The sequence below is a fragment of the Helicobacter sp. NHP22-001 genome, from assembly GCF_030270165.1.
Classification (GTDB): domain Bacteria; phylum Campylobacterota; class Campylobacteria; order Campylobacterales; family Helicobacteraceae; genus Helicobacter; species Helicobacter gastrofelis.
Genome location: NZ_BSWS01000001.1, coordinates 252,194 through 266,550 on the forward strand (window position 1 = coordinate 252,194; position 14,357 = coordinate 266,550).

A 14,357-nucleotide genomic window follows, 5' to 3' on the forward strand; every position below is an offset into this window, starting at 1 on the left:
GTTGGGTGTTAAAGAGCATTAAAGCCAAAATGACGGCGCGTATTTTAATCGCCGCATCGCTAGTTGTGGGGATGGTTTATTATTGTCTGCGTATTGGCCATGAAAGACTCACAACTGCCCAAAGCGTGGCTTTGATCGAAGTCATTAGCCAAGCCTTGATGAATATGGCCAAAGAAGTTATAAAAGACAGCCAAGGGATCCAAGGCGCGCATGCAACTTTGTCCCCTCTAAAGAAGCGATCGATCTTTTTAGCAAGGAATATCTAAGAGTGCGCACCAACAATGAGCAGCCAAACCAAAAGTTTTCTAAGTTTCAAGTGTCATGTTGCGCTGCATTTTGACCCGGTTACAAAACACGGCATGGTTTGAGCTGTTAGAGCCCTTGAGCCGGACCCCCGCCTTTAGTGCACTCAATGACAATTACACAGAAAGCCTAAAGGCAGCGCAGGCACGAAACACGCAAGTTTTTCCCCCCATGCGCCAAATCTTTAGAGCCTTTGAAGCTACACCTTTTGAGAAATTACACACAATTTTATTAGGTCAAGACCCCTACCCGGGCACCTTTAAGCATGACAACCAAGAAAAACCCTTTGCTTGTGGTCTGAGTTTTAGTGTGCCAAGAATCGCCCCCCTGCCCAAGAGTTTGCAAAATATCTATAAAGAATTGCACATCAGCTTAAACACGCCTCTAAGTAAGCACGGCGATTTAAGTGCATGGGCACATCAAGGAGTGTTGCTACTGAATGCGATTTTGAGTGTGCCAAAGGGACAACCCAAGGGGCATGCCCATTTAGGGTGGGAGAATTTCACAGATCAGGTTTTAAACATGCTTTCACAGCTAGATCGCCCCCTATTGTTTATCTTCCTAGGCAGAGTGGCACAAGAAAAGACGAAAGTTCTAAGCCAAAACTCTAAACATTTAATCCTATGCGCTCCACACCCAAGTCCGCTCGCTCAAAGCCGCCCTCCCGTTTTCTTGGGTAGTGGGGTTTTTAAAAAAGCCCAAGAATTTTTAAAAGCTCAAAGAATTTCTATGCAGTGGGCTTTAGATTAAGGCTATTTTGTTAAAAATTCCCCACTCCACACTTCCAAACCAGTAGAAATCTTCACCACCCTCAAAGCTAAGATATAATTCGTTGTATGCTGGTCGCTTGTGCGCTGAATGATGGAGGTATCCAAGAAGAGAGTGGGTTTTTTAGAGGAGGGTTGTGGGGTTTGCAATTCCCTAGCCTTACCAATTGTATGGTCTGCGCTATTATCAGCGAACGCTCTTGTAGCAAAGAATTTACCATGGGCACTCTCCTCCAAAGTTTTGAGCAATATTTCAGTGAGTTGCTCGGTGTCTAGCCGTTGTTTGGTGTTGTTGGCTACATTCAAGACTCCAAAGACCGCCCCTTGTAATTGCTGTATTTTGGGGCTTTCTAACATAGAAGCCAAAGCTCCCCTAGCAGTGTTGACAATATCGGCAGCGAGCCCGGTGCTCTTGGATATCGTTTGTGTAGGGGCATCGTTACAACCCATAACTCCTAAGATAGAAACCCCTAATGCACAAGAAACTAGGATTTGTTGGCAAAGACTAAAATTCTTTTTGTGCTCTACCATGAAACGGCTTTATTGCTCCCTAATTTGGTGATGGGGAACTCTCTACTCCACAATTCTAATCCACTCTTAATGCTGACAAGGCGTAAAATAAAGATGTAATCGATGCGCTGTTTACTCGAGCTTACACGGGCGTTGCGCTGAATCACCTTACCGCTTAGGCTCAAATCGGGGGCTCTTAGCGTGCCTTTTTCCTGCGTGGTTTCTTGGTTAAACTCCGCATTGTCGCGCAATTTTCTAGACTGCTCGATTGTTTTGTCCTGACTGCTTTGGCTACCCGCAACCCTTGTTACATAGAATTTGTCCTGCACCTTGTCTTTAAGGGTTTGCAACACCATTTGGGTTAGCTGTTCTGTGTCAAAATGTTGCATGGTGTCGTTGATGACATCTGCAACTTGGATCACCTTTTTACCTTGTAATTGCTTGAAATCAGGGCTTTGCAACATAGAAGCCACAGCGGTTTTAGCTGCATCCTCTACATCTTGGTAATCCAACCCCACAGTGGCGTATTTTTTGTCGTTTAAATCTTTTTGGGAGGCGTAGGACACACCATTACCGCACCCCGTGATCGCTAAAGCCAAAGCTCCCGCCACACAGGAAGCCAAGATTTTTTTATTCAGTTCCATTTTGATTGTTCCCTTTCTTTTCTACTTGTAGGGGTTTTTGTTGCCCCTTTCCTTTTGGCTCCTTTGCCTTTGACTCATCCGTTCCGGGTTTTACACCCTTAGCCTTGTTTTTCTTTGACGCATTGACCTCTGGCGTGGGGGTTTGCAAATTTGCCTTTGGCGCGCCCACTTTGGGGGCACTCAGCTCCTCAGTCTTCTCTGGCGGTTTTGACATGCCAAGACTTTGTGTATTTTCTTGGGATTCTTTAGTTTCTGGCTCTTTAGTGTGGGTGGGTATAGGTGCGATTTTAGCTTTTTTAGCCGCTTGCAAATCCACGCTAAACAAGACATAGACCTTAGAGGCATCCACCCATTTAGATTCCAAACGTGCCCCCACAAGCTCCACACGCACAGCCTGCTTAGGGGCTTGCCTTTGCTCTGCCAAGACCCAAGAAGCCATTTCATCCCTAGCTTTTGTGCCCGCAAGGTTTGTGGCGTAATCTACATCCCCACCCACAATAGGCGCACTGGCACAAGCTAAAAGGTTGCTCTGTTCTGTGTAGGCTTTAGTGGGGCAATTTTGCACCCAACCAGGAGCCCCACAGCCAAAACTAAAAAACAACAAAACCCCCCCCAGCCAAAGCCTTTCCACCTACTTAGAGGTCATGCCTAATTCTGCACGGATTTTAGACACGATGCCTTGGTCAAGCCCATATAGAACCCAAACTTTGTCTTTCCCAACATATCTAGCGACCAACTTAGTAGCGTTTAATTCTTTGTTGACCACCTCTTTTATTTGTGTGCTGCTAGTCTTGTTCATGGTTTTTCCATCGCTACTTTTTTGGCTACTAACTTCCTTTTGAAGGGTGGTTTGTAGGTTTGCCGCCAAATTAGCCTTAGCTGCTGCGGCTGCCTGATCTGTGGCAAAAGACACATCCCCATCCACAATACCGTATTCTCCACGGCCTAAGAAAACGCCACTGTATTGCTTGTCGTGCATGTTAATGTCGTTGAGATCGCCAGCCACCCACTTGGGTGCGCCCTTGGTCTCCTTATAGTATTCCTTGTTCTCTTTGCTCACCCCAGATTTGGGCTCACCGCACCCCACAACAACCAATGCGCCCACAACACTCCCTAGTAACAACCACTTCTTAACACCCATGTCTGCTCCCTTAAAAATAACATGAAGTCAAATTCTAGCACAAAAAAACAACTAAGACTTAATGCCCGCTTTGGCTTGTGACTCAGCGTGTGTGATGGGAAGTTCTTTTTTCCATATAGCTGAACCATTTTTGGCATCCATTAAATGCAAAACCAACACCGCAACACCTGCTTTAGTGGTGTTTTGTTCTAAATGGGTGCTTAACATCAAACCAGCGGTTTTCGCGTTCTTGGCGTGGGGCTCAATCACAACAAATTTTTTTTGCTCTTTCAGCACAGCTTCCTCTATATGGGTGAGCTTAGCTGTGTCGATTTTCCCTTTGATGCTGTTTTTAGCCTCAACAACAAAAATGTTATGCTCCTTAATTTTTTGCACTTTAGGGTCTTTTAGCATATCCTCTAGTGCGCTCTTAGCCACTTTAGCAACATCTTGGTCTGTAATGGCCTCTGCCTTGGTAACAACTTGACCCTCTTCGGGTTTAGCCACCTGACTTGTGGGTTTACCCTCTTCTTTTTTTACACCGGGTTTATCTGCCCCTTCTTTTTTCATATCTGTTTTAGGGGCTTCTTTGTGGCTTTCCTCTTTTTTGGAATTGTGGTCTTCTTTAGCCTTATCGCACCCGGCTAGGGCTAAAGCCCCAGCTAAACCTAACAACACTAACTTTTTAGAAACCATGTTTTCTCCTTGTTTTGGAATTAAGACAATCTAAAAGGGTTATCCACCACTTTTTTACGATCCACCACATAGGGGATCAAAGCCATGTGCCTTGCCCTTTTGATTGCCACTTCAACCCTCTCTTGCCATTTTTTACTATTGCCCGTCAAACGGCGGGGCATGATTTTATAGCGTTCGGATAGGGAGTGTTTTAACAACTCCAAATCCTTATAATCGATGAACTCAATCTTGGCTTCTGTGTATTTACAGTAGCGTTTCGAGTACTTCTTTCTTTCCATTTACTTCCTTTAGTGTGGTTTAAAAAGGCATGTCATCATCGACATTGATCTCGGGGATTTTTTCTTCCCGCTTGGGGGCTTGCTGATAGCCTTGCGTGGCGAAATTATTTTGGGGAGCAAAACCACCTTGGGGGGTTTGTGCGTAGCCTTGCGGAATTTGCATATAGCCCTCGCTTTGCGCCTTGCTATCCAACATCACCAAATTCTCCACCACCACAACATGCTTGCTGCGTTTATTGCCTGCGTTGTCTGTCCAACTCTCAAACTTTAAGCGTCCTTCAATGAGTACCTTAGACCCCTTATGCAGGTATTGCTGGGCGATCTCAGCCGTACGCCCAAAAAAGGTGAGGTCCACAAAACAAGTTTCTTGTTCCTTGCTCCCATCTTGTTTTTTGTAGGTGTGGTTCGTGGCAATCCCCCCACTCCCCACCACAGACCCACTAGACAAGTGGCGCACTTCTACATCTCTTGTGAAATGTCCGACAAGGGTGATTTTATTATACACCTTGACCTTCTGCTGGGGGCTCTTTGGCAGAGGTTTCTTTGTGGGGCTTTTCAGGCACGGCATGCAAGATTTTCTTGCTCGCTCGATCCACCAAAGTGTGCCACGCTTTCTGTTCTTTTTTATTCTCGTATTTCAAAATGATAAAGCGCAACACATCCTCATTAATGCGGTAAAGCCTTTCAAGCTCTAAAACTGCTTCAGGCTCGGCTTGAAAATAGATGACAAAGTAATAACCCCTTTTGTGCTTTTGAATCTCATAAGCCAAATGGCGTGCGCCCATATCTAAGGTGTTGGCGATCACGCCTCCTTGTCCCGTGATCACTTCTTGGTAAAAAGCAATCTTGCTTTGAAGTTCCTCTTCCACCAAAGTGGGTTTAAGGATAAACATCGTCTCGTAATGCTTCAAAAAAATCTCCTTTTGGTTTACGCCCTTCTATCCTTGAAAAAGAGCAAGGTTAACCCCGGAATTCTAGCGGATACAATCTTGTATTTTGATTAAAAAATGCCAACTTTTTTCTCTTTGCCCCTGCAAGTTTGCGTTGTGCCAACTTTGCAACAAACCAAACAGCGTAGCGTAGTCGGCGACTTTTTGGCACCGCCCTTTTAACTCTTTAATCACGGCAGGTGGGGGGGTGTAGCCTAAAATGTCCTTAGCCTGCGCTTGCCCTTTTTGACTATAGGCGTAAAAGCCAAAGAGTTGATAAAAATACCGCCACAACGCCCTAAGCCACTCGTTTTCATCTAGCCCCTCATTTTGCAATCGCCCCCAAAGCTCCAACACTCCCCTTTTGGCAAACAAGGCGTTTAAAAACCCGCTCACCTCCACCGCCCCCATGCCCTGCACAAAATCCTGCACCTCTTGTAAGCCTACATTCTGCTCTAATAGGGCTAATTTTTCTAAATCCCTATGGACCAAGCGCAAATCAAAATTATGCCCCTCTAAGAGCAAGTGCAACGCCTCTTGGCTGATTTGCAGTTGCAACTCATGGATTTTCTCTTGCACTAACTTTAGGAGTGTGTCATAGGGGGGGGTGAAAAAGCGCACTTCTAGCACCGCATCTAACAAAATAGGGTGTTTGAAATACCCGCTAAATTGCCTAAAATCTTGGGCGTACTCGCTTTGGCTTTTCGCCCTATAAAACTCAACGATGAGGGCGTTTTTGGGATTCTTGACTAGAGCGTCTAAGAGTTTTTGGATATCCTTGACCCCTAGTTTTTTATCTAGCTTTAGCCACACTAAATTACCCTGTGCAAATAGGCTAGATTGCCCGAGCCACTCCAGACACTCGTTTAAATCAAACTCGCTAAAATACGCCCGATTGACTTGCGCTTGTGGGTAGAGCTTGGCGATCTTTTGCCCGTAATACTCAATGTAAAAATCCCACTCTCCATAGAGCAACACCGCCCTAGGGATGTGGGTTTTTAAATAGTTTTCTAGGTCTTTCTGGTACATAAAATCACTTCCAAAATTTGTAGGATATCATGGTGGTGGTTAGGGCTTAAAGTAGCAAAAATCTTAAAAAGTTCCAATAAAAATCTTTGTGTTCTGCCCCTAAAATAAAAACCACACTCTTTTAACCCCGCCCTTCTTCCTAAAAGTGGGGTTGCTGTGTTTAGGTGGGTGATAGGGATACAGACATAGAGCATGGGTTGCATCCCCATTGCCCCTTGCTTTTCTCTAATCACAATCTCCACCAAGATAAGAATCAAAAATATCAATGTAGCAATACAGGCCGTATTTTTGTGGGGCGACTAGCACGCTATGCGTCTTTTGGCTTGGCATAAAGGTTTGTGAGCGGACAGGGCGTTGATGTCTCTTGGCGGGTAGAAGAATGCCTGCGTCTCTTTTGCCTTTTTAGCGTTGGGGTATTTGTCTATGTGGGGGGTGATGGGCTCAGTCTTTGAGCTTAAAGCCCTTGCCCTCTAGGGTAGCAAAGAGGAAATTGGCGATAAAATCAAAATCCACGCCCTGCTGATCCCTCGCATAAAGGGCTAAAATAATAGAAAGGGGGCAAAGACACTTGGGGCAAAAGATTTTAGATCTCAACGATGAGGGCATTTTTTAACAAAAAACAAAGGTTCTTCATTTACACAAGTGCCGGGCACTGAGCCCCAAGTAGAACTTAAGCCACCACCCTACCTAAGAGTATCCCCTCTTGGAAGCTGTGGCAGTGGGCGATGTAGTGCCCCGGGGGGGTGTGCTCTAAATGGCTTTCATTGATTAAAATTTCTCCATCGATCTCTAAGCCCCAACGCCGATCACGCGCACGCAAAAAGAGATTGTCCTCGCTAGCCCCCTCCACAATGACCTCCAAGGTCTGCCCCACGAGGCTTTGCATGGAGGCTTGCACCTGCTCTTGCACTAGGGCGTTGATGCGATCGAGCCTCTCATTAATAAGTTTCTCTGCAATTTGGGGCATGCCATAAGCCTTTGTGCCCTCCTCAGCACTGAAGGCAAAGAGATTTAAGCGGTCAAATTTAAACTCTTGTAAAAACGCCTCTAGCTCATCTATGTCGCTCTCTTGTTCGTGTGGGTGACCTAGAAGCAAGGTAGAGCGTAAAAAGCTACCGGGCACCGCACGCATGGCTTTTAAGAGCTCTAAATGCTTGGCTTTGCTAGAGTTACGGCGCATGGTTTTTAGCATGGAGTCGCTGATGTGCTGGATGGGCATGTCAAAGTAATTGGCAAAAATGGGCGAGTTTGCGATCGCCTCGATAAGTTGGTGCGTGGTGCTTGTGGGGTAGAGATAAAAAATCCTGGCACTTTTGAGTGTGCCTTGTTTATCAATGGCTTTAATGAGCTGGGTTAATCCCTCTTTAACGCCTAAATCTTGCAAATAAGAGCTAGAGTCTTGGGCAATAAAACTAATGTCCGTGTAGCCTCTCTTGGCTAGCCCCTCCACTTCGTTTAACACACTCTCTATGCTCTTGCTTTGCAAACGCCCTTTAAAGCTGGGGATCGCACAAAAGCTACAACTTTGGTTACACCCCTCGCTTAATTTGACATAGGCATGCACAGACGAGCCGATGATGGTACGGGCGTGTTGGCTAGCTAAAAAGACGCGTTTAGAAAACTGGCTTTGCTTTTGGGCGAGCAGGGTGTCTATTTTGTCGTAATCGCCCACGCCCGTGAAAATGTCGATTTCGGGCAATTCTTTCGCCAACTCTTCTTTATAGCGTTGGCTAAGACAACCGCTAGCCACGACCACCGCCCCCTTTTTACGCCCCTCAATGGCTTCGAGCAAAACCCGAATGCTCTCCTCTTTAGCCGACTGGATAAACCCACAAGTATTCACAATGATCGCATCGGCGACGCTTAAATCGTTGGTGAGTTCGTAATGGGCGAGTTTGCCTAGCATCACTTCACTATCCACTAAATTTTTAGAACAACCCAAAGAAATCAAATGTAATTTAGGCAATGTAATCTCCCTGTGTATCCACCTCCCAAAAGAAGTCTATCCACGAAGTCGCCTCTTTTAGGGTGTAATCCGCCTGAAAATGTGCACTCTTATGCGCAAAGAGCACCGCACTTTTAAAGCGGGCTGTGGGGTAATGTTCTTTTAGCACCTGCATCACACCCAAAAAGCTACGGCCACTATCCACGATCTCATCCACAACTAGAATTTCTTTGTGGGTGGGTTTGAGTTTGGGGACATTGTCGATCACAAGTTCACCTTGTTTGCGATCCGTTCCATAAGAGCTCGCGTTGATCGCATAGACCTCTTTAGTGTCCCAGTAAAGCCCCAAAAAGTGCGCCAAAGTCATGCCACCCCTTAAAATAGACACGATCGCTTGGGGTTTAAAATCCACCTCAACCATTTTGGCTAAATCCACCACATCTTGTCTAAATTCGTTGTAGCCGTAGTAAAGGCGCATTAAACCTCCTTGTAGTGGTGTTGCATGAACGCCTTGATCGCCACGCCCTCAAAGCTTGGGCGCAGTTTCAAATCCACAAGGCTTTGCTCTAGGGCACTTAGCACCCATGCGCTTTGGTGTGTTTCTATGATCCCCATGTGGTTGATACGCAAAAGATAATCTTTTAGAGCGTCCTGTCCGCCTGCTACCAAGACCCCATATTTTTGGTGTAGGTGCTTTCTAATGCGGCTTGCTTGTTCATGGTAAATCACAGACATACACAGCGCGGGGGCTTTGGGGTAAATTTCAAGCCCTAGGGCTTCAAGGGCTTTGTGGGTGCTCTCCGCCCTCTTTTTCGTGGCAGTGTAAAGGGTGTCAAATCCGCCTAAATTTTGCACACACTCAAAGTAGGTTTGTAGTCCCAAAATGTGCGAAATACCCGCCGTAAAGGCGGTGGTGTTTTTTTGCTGGTTTTTTAGCTCTAGTTTGAGGTTAAAGTAATAGCCCCGATCCTCTAATTGTGAAAGCGCAAAATCGCTTAAGCCCAAAAAGCTTAAGCCCACTGGGAGCATGAATGCCTTTTGACTACCGCCGATCAACACATCGATATGGCTTGTTTGTAAAGGCTCGACTCCTAAAGCGGTGATGGCATCAATGATTGTAACAATCTTAGGGTTGTGCTCTTTAGCCACTTTGGTGATGTTCTCAAAGTCTAAACGCAGCCCCCCCGAAGAGTCGCACACCTGCAAGGCGATCGCTTGGATACTCGGGTTTTTTTGCAGCACCTCTAGCACCTCTTTAGGGCTAATAGGCGTATCCCACGCGCTTTTGATCTCCACCACGCTTAGGCTATGTGCCCTTGCGATCTTGCCAAAACGCTCGCCAAATTTGCCATTATTCAGCACCAACAAAGCGGGCTCTGTGCTGGGGCGCACAAATTGCAACAACGCCGCCTCCATCGCCCCCGTGCCGCTGCTAACGAGTGTCAAAACCTCAGCTAGCCCTATCATCTCTTTAAGTTGTTGGCGCACAGAGCCAAAGATCGCCTCAAATTCAGGCGTGCGGTGGTGGAGTATGGGTTGGCTTAAGGTGTTGGCAACGGCGGGGTGTAGGGGGGTGGGTCCCGGGGTGAAGAGCAGGGTTTGCGTGGGTTTCAAGCTTCCTCTTTAATTGGCAGTGTAAAGCGTCAGTATAACATAAACCCGTGGGTTTTGGTGTATAATTCAAGGTAAAGGATTTGTATGCGTTTGTGCTTGTCTTTGGTGTTCATCACCCTTTTTGCCCCCCCGCTGTGTGCGGAGTTTTCGTTGCAAGCGATCGATGACGCTGTGCGTGAAATGGCGGTTTACCAAGTGAGCGTGCGTGAAGACATCACACTGTTTAACGACCAGCTCAAACACTCCACCGCCAAAGACCGCAAAAGGCAAAAGACAGACACCAACGATGAAAAGGATTTATTCAAAGAGAGCACCATTTTGTTCCAAGTCTTGCAAGAATACTACACGAAGGACATGGTGTCACTTGATTACCTTGAAGGCGTGTTTCAAGGTTATAACACCATTCTAGAAGATGCTTTAAAAGATCCCCACCTAGCCCCCCTCATCCCCCTCTTGCACGAGATTGTAGATCAACTCCAAACAATGGCAAACCTAGAGCGCAAACTCGTTACCCTAATCGATGAATGATCCCTTAAGTCTAGCCCTCTTTGAGTTAGAGCACTAACTTAAATCATCTAGGAGGCTGATTTTGTTGCAACATGTGGAGTAGATTCGCCACACCCCCCTTAGAACTGAGCTTTTTAGCAAGCTGGCTTGCTTGATCGAATCTCTTCAAAATCCTATTGATCTCAGCCACATCTAACCCCGAGCCTAGCGCAATGCGTTTTTTGCGGCTGCCATTGAGGATAGACGGGTTGTCGCGCTCTTTAGCGGTCATGGAGTTCACCATCGCCTTAATCTTTTTGATCTCCGCTGAGTTTTCTAAATCCGTGCCCTTAAGTGCCCCTGCCACCCCACTAAGCCCGGGGATCATCGACACCAAAGAGCTGATAGAGCCGAGCTTTTTAACCTTTTCTAACTGCTCCAAAAAGTCGTTAAAGCCAAATTGCCCCTTTTTGAGTTTTTTAGAAATGTTTTTGGCCTCTTTGGGGTCGATCACACTGCTAGTTTTCTCTACTAAACTCACAATATCGCCCGCGCCCATGAGGCGATTAGCGATGCGCTCAGGCACGAAAATATCTAAATCGGGGATTTTCTCCCCATGCCCGATAAAACGCAAGGGGATTTGAAGTTGGTGGGCAATGCCAAGAGCCACGCCCCCCTTGCTGTCGCTGTCAAACTTGCTTAACACCACCCCACTAATGCCTATCTCGGTGTGGAAAGTCTGGGCGGATCGCACCCCGTCCTGCCCACTTAAAGCATCCGCCACATAGAAGGTTTCCAGCGGGTTTAAGAGATTTTTTAGGGCTTTGAGCTCGTCCATTAAAGGCTTATCGATGGCTAAACGCCCCGCACTATCCACAAGCACCACATCAAACTGCCCCTCTTTCGCCCTCTCTAGTGCCCCCTTAGCAATGTCAAGCACGCTCCCCTCTTTATGAAACACCTCCACCCCGATTTGTGCCCCCAAAACCTGCAACTGCTCTATAGCGGCTAACCTCTCCAAATCGCATGCCACCAACAACACCTTTTTATTACGGGTTTTGAGGTAGTTTGCTAGCTTGGCGCAAGTCGTGGTTTTGCCCCCCCCTTGCAAGCCACACATCAGCACGATCGTGGGCGGTGTGGGGGCATAGACAAAACCGCTAGCAGCCCCGGGCACACTCAAAATCTCTAATAAACTCTCTTGCAGTGCGTCTAAAAACTGCTGTTTGCCAATGCCCTTTGCTTTGGTCTTTGCCTCTATGTTTTTAACGAGCTCTTTGGCGACTTTGTGGTGGACATCGTTTCTTAATAAAGCTTTTTTGAGCTCATCTAGGGCTTTTTCTAGGGCTTTTAAATCGTCTTGGAAGCGGATTTTGCCTAAGGCGTTTTTAAAAGATTGTGTCAAGGTGTCAAACATACTTATCCTTCTAGCATTAAAAGTTCTTTTTGCACTTGGGCTTGTTTTTCAAGTATGGTCTTGCTGCGTTCTTGCAGGCTCTCTAATAAGGCTTTGGGGGCTTTTTCTAAAAATTGTGGGTTGTCTAGGTTTAACTTCGCCTGCTCTTTTTTCAACTTCTCTAATTGTGCTTTTAAACGCCCTACAAGCGCGCTTACATCCACCCCCTCTAGGCTGACATGCACTACACCCAGCTCCCCCGTGTCGCTCAAAGATTTAGGCGGTTTGCTTTGCGTTACAGAAATGCTAGGGATTTTGCTAAGTTTGCTAATGCATTGCAAATCCTCCACTTCTAGGGCGGTGGCACTCTCAATAGAAGCGGACTCAATGGGGGCGTTTAGCAAAATCTTAAGCCGTCTTAAAGCGGTGATGCTCTCTTTCATTAAGTTAAAGCGTGCCTCCAGCCCCTCATCTTGCGTGCTGTCTTTGGGGTAGGGGCTTATCATAATGGACGGGGCATTTTCTAGGCTCTGCTGATCTAGGCTTTGGTGTAAATACTCGCTAAGAAAGGGCATGAAGGGGTGCAAGAGTTTCAAGCCCTCTTGAAACACTGCGACAAGCTCACCAAAGACTAGGGGGGCTTGTTGGCTGTGCTTGAACGCCTTAGAAAACTCCAGCACCCAGTCGCAAAACTCACCCCAAAAGAAGCGGTAAAGGGCGGTGGTGGCATCGTTGAAGCGGTAAAGCTCCAAAGCGTAGCGCACCTCTTTAGTAGCGGCATTTAGGCGGGATTTGGCATATGTCCCTAAGCTTGTGTTAAAGCCGGTGGTTTTGGTGGCAGGTTGTGTGCTTAAGAAAAAGGCGGCGTTGTAGAGCTTGTGGCTAAAGTGTTTGGCTTGCTCTAGCACTTTGGGGTTTAGGCATAAATCCCGCCCCTGCACGCATAACATCGCCAAAGCAAAACGCACGGAGTCGCTCCCATAGGTCTTAATGAGCTCTAAGGGGTCGATCACATTGCCCTTAGATTTACTCATCTTTTCGCCGTTTTCATCGCGCACCAAAGCGTGTAGGTAAATGTGTTTAAAGGGCAACTTGCCTAGCAAACTCTCCCCACTTAAAAGCATCCTTGCCACCCAAAAAAAGAGAATATCAAAACCCGTGATTAACACGCTATTTGGATAGAAGTCTTTTAAATCATCGAGGTTAAACTTCACGCCCTCAAAGCCCTCTAGCCCTTCTTGGGCAAAGCCTAGCGTGCTAAACGCCCATAGCCCTGAGCTAAACCAAGTGTCTAACACATCGGGGTCTTGCTCTAGGTGGGTGTCGCCACAAGTGGGGCAGTGTGTGGGGGTTTCTAGGGGCACAAATTGGTGTTTGTTAGCGCAGGTGAAAACGGGGATTTGGTGTCCCCACCAAAGTTGCCGGCTGATACACCACGGGCGCAGCTCCTGCATCCACGCATTGTAGTTGTTGCGCCAGTGGGGGGGGTAAAATTGCGCTAAACCTTGCGCCATTTTTTCTATAGAACCTTTGGCAACTTCTTGTTTGACAAACCACTGCTTAGAAATGTAGGGCTCAATGGGGCTATCACAGCGGTAGCACACGCCCACTTGGTGCGGGTGTTCTTGCACCTCTTTAAGATAGTCCCCTTCTTTTAAAGCCTCTACAATCTTAGGGCGTGCCTCTAAGCGGTCTAGCCCAGCAAATGCCCCGGCATGTGCGTTTAACACCCCCTGCTCGTTAAAAATCACCAAAGGAGTTAAATTATGCCTTTTACCCACAGCATAGTCATTAGGGTCGTGGGCGGGCGTAACCTTCACGCACCCACTCCCAAAGCTAGGATCGACATACTCGTCGGCTATAATGGGGATAGAGCGGTGTGTGAGGGGCAATAAGGCGTTTTGCCCGATTAGGTGTTTGTAGCGTTCATCCTCAGGGTGCACCATTAGAGCGACATCCCCAAAGAAAGTTTCTGGGCGCGTGGTCGCCACCACCACCTCTCCCCTACTTTCTAGCGGATAGCGTAAATAATACAGCTTGCCTAGCTCCTCTTTATACTCCACCTCAATGTCCGCTAAAGCCCCGTCCTTGCAACACCAGTTAATCATATAGGTGTCTTGGATAATCAAGCCCTTATCAAACCACGCTTTAAAGGCGAGCCTTACAGCCTTCTCTAGCCCGCTATCCATGCTAAAACGCAAGCGACTCCACGCACAAGATACCCCAAGCTCTTGCATCTGCTCTAAAATCTGCCCCCCGCAAGCCTCCTTCCACGCCCACACTTTTTTAATAAACGCCTCACGCCCGAGTTGTTCCTTTCTTACCCCTTGCGCTAAAAGTTGCTTTTCCACGACATTTTGCGTGGCGATGCCGGCGTGATCTAGCCCCGGTTGGTAAAGCACCCGATACCCATCCATGCGCTTAAAGCGCACCAAAATGTCCTGCAGGCTCAGCGTGAGCGCATGCCCCATATGTAGCTTGCCGGTAACATTTGGTGGGGGCATGATGATGCAAAAGGGGGGTTTGGTTGTATCCTCACTCACCTCAAAATGCCCCCGCTCTTGCCAAATTTGGTAAAAGCGTTTTTCTAGGGCGTTGTCAAAGGGAGGGAAGTCCATGAGAATCCTTAGAAGTTTTTGG

At 47.1% G+C, this 14,357-nt stretch carries 19 protein-coding genes; 3 read left to right on the forward strand and 16 right to left on the reverse strand.

All coding sequences use genetic code 11. The features are described 5' to 3' along the window. The first annotated feature begins 5 nt into the window (after positions 1–5). Both QSJ47_RS01350 and ung read left to right on the forward strand, forming a co-directional pair. Complete coding sequence (locus tag QSJ47_RS01350) at positions 6–266, forward strand: hypothetical protein (RefSeq protein WP_221271949.1); 261 nt, start codon at positions 6–8, stop codon at positions 264–266. 55 nt (positions 267–321) lie between these two features. Further along, positions 322–1,053, forward strand: coding sequence for a uracil-DNA glycosylase (gene ung / locus QSJ47_RS01355; protein WP_285602184.1), 732 nt, complete (start codon positions 322–324; stop codon positions 1,051–1,053). A 2-nt stretch (positions 1,054–1,055) separates the two neighbouring features. Here the strand turns inward: ung and QSJ47_RS01360 are convergent, their stop codons facing one another. The 14 genes from QSJ47_RS01360 to QSJ47_RS01420 form a co-directional block, all read right to left on the reverse strand. Beyond that, entirely contained in the window at positions 1,056–1,520 is a 465-nt protein-coding gene (locus QSJ47_RS01360) for an LpoB-related protein (RefSeq protein WP_285602185.1), read from the reverse strand. A gap of 74 nt (positions 1,521–1,594) precedes the next feature. After that, the gene (gene lpoB, locus QSJ47_RS01365) at positions 1,595–2,224 is read right to left on the reverse strand and encodes a penicillin-binding protein activator LpoB (RefSeq protein ID WP_221271952.1); all 630 of its coding nucleotides are present in this window, start codon (positions 2,222–2,224) and stop codon (positions 1,595–1,597) included. Continuing rightward, positions 2,211–2,825 carry a hypothetical protein gene (locus QSJ47_RS01370; RefSeq protein ID WP_285602186.1) on the reverse strand — a complete coding sequence of 205 codons (615 nt, stop codon included), beginning with the start codon at positions 2,823–2,825 and terminating at the stop codon, positions 2,211–2,213. Before QSJ47_RS01370 ends, lpoB begins: the two co-directional genes overlap by 14 nt. A gap of 30 nt (positions 2,826–2,855) precedes the next feature. Continuing rightward, positions 2,856–3,365, reverse strand: a complete 510-nt coding sequence (locus QSJ47_RS01375; protein WP_285602187.1) for an LPP20 family lipoprotein — start codon at positions 3,363–3,365, stop codon at positions 2,856–2,858. Between the two features lie 51 nt (positions 3,366–3,416). Next, complete coding sequence (locus tag QSJ47_RS01380) at positions 3,417–4,040, reverse strand: hypothetical protein (RefSeq protein ID WP_285602188.1); 624 nt, start codon at positions 4,038–4,040, stop codon at positions 3,417–3,419. Positions 4,041–4,060: 20 nt separating this feature from the next. Beyond that, positions 4,061–4,318, reverse strand: a complete 258-nt coding sequence (gene rpsR / locus QSJ47_RS01385) for a 30S ribosomal protein S18 (RefSeq protein WP_015107151.1) — start codon at positions 4,316–4,318, stop codon at positions 4,061–4,063. A 19-nt stretch (positions 4,319–4,337) separates the two neighbouring features. Beyond that, positions 4,338–4,823 carry a single-stranded DNA-binding protein gene (gene ssb, locus QSJ47_RS01390; protein ID WP_221271956.1) on the reverse strand — a complete coding sequence of 162 codons (486 nt, stop codon included), beginning with the start codon at positions 4,821–4,823 and terminating at the stop codon, positions 4,338–4,340. Then, complete coding sequence (gene rpsF, locus QSJ47_RS01395; protein ID WP_221271957.1) at positions 4,816–5,229, reverse strand: 30S ribosomal protein S6; 414 nt, start codon at positions 5,227–5,229, stop codon at positions 4,816–4,818. The genes ssb and rpsF overlap by 8 nt, the downstream gene beginning before the upstream one ends. A gap of 63 nt (positions 5,230–5,292) precedes the next feature. Then, positions 5,293–6,276, reverse strand: a complete 984-nt coding sequence (gene holA / locus QSJ47_RS01400; RefSeq protein ID WP_285602189.1) for a DNA polymerase III subunit delta — start codon at positions 6,274–6,276, stop codon at positions 5,293–5,295. Then, positions 6,258–6,485 (reverse strand): R.Pab1 family restriction endonuclease, encoded by a 228-nt coding sequence (locus QSJ47_RS08195; RefSeq protein WP_352155119.1) that lies wholly within the window; start codon positions 6,483–6,485, stop codon positions 6,258–6,260. Before QSJ47_RS08195 ends, holA begins: the two co-directional genes overlap by 19 nt. A gap of 232 nt (positions 6,486–6,717) precedes the next feature. Then, a complete protein-coding gene (locus tag QSJ47_RS01405; protein WP_285602190.1) occupies positions 6,718–6,870 on the reverse strand; it encodes a hypothetical protein in 153 nt (50 codons plus the stop codon). Positions 6,871–6,946: 76 nt separating this feature from the next. Beyond that, positions 6,947–8,182: a MiaB/RimO family radical SAM methylthiotransferase gene (locus QSJ47_RS01410; RefSeq protein ID WP_502875104.1), complete on the reverse strand. Its 1,236-nt coding sequence runs from the start codon at positions 8,180–8,182 to the stop codon at positions 6,947–6,949. Positions 8,183–8,234: 52 nt separating this feature from the next. Beyond that, positions 8,235–8,699, reverse strand: coding sequence for a phosphoribosyltransferase (locus QSJ47_RS01415; protein ID WP_221271960.1), 465 nt, complete (start codon positions 8,697–8,699; stop codon positions 8,235–8,237). Then, positions 8,699–9,835 (reverse strand): pyridoxal-phosphate-dependent aminotransferase family protein, encoded by a 1,137-nt coding sequence (locus QSJ47_RS01420; RefSeq protein ID WP_285602192.1) that lies wholly within the window; start codon positions 9,833–9,835, stop codon positions 8,699–8,701. Before QSJ47_RS01420 ends, QSJ47_RS01415 begins: the two co-directional genes overlap by 1 nt. 84 nt (positions 9,836–9,919) lie before the next feature. Here QSJ47_RS01420 and QSJ47_RS01425 point away from each other — a divergent pair, with 84 nt between their 5' ends. Next, positions 9,920–10,363 carry a hypothetical protein gene (locus tag QSJ47_RS01425; protein WP_285602193.1) on the forward strand — a complete coding sequence of 148 codons (444 nt, stop codon included), beginning with the start codon at positions 9,920–9,922 and terminating at the stop codon, positions 10,361–10,363. A 43-nt stretch (positions 10,364–10,406) separates the two neighbouring features. On the opposite strand, the gene ffh is transcribed toward QSJ47_RS01425, so the two are convergent. After that, the gene (ffh, locus tag QSJ47_RS01430; RefSeq protein ID WP_221271963.1) at positions 10,407–11,738 is read right to left on the reverse strand and encodes a signal recognition particle protein; all 1,332 of its coding nucleotides are present in this window, start codon (positions 11,736–11,738) and stop codon (positions 10,407–10,409) included. A 2-nt stretch (positions 11,739–11,740) separates the two neighbouring features. Continuing rightward, positions 11,741–14,335 carry a valine--tRNA ligase gene (locus QSJ47_RS01435; RefSeq protein ID WP_285602194.1) on the reverse strand — a complete coding sequence of 865 codons (2,595 nt, stop codon included), beginning with the start codon at positions 14,333–14,335 and terminating at the stop codon, positions 11,741–11,743. Between the last annotated feature and the right edge of the window lie 22 nt (positions 14,336–14,357).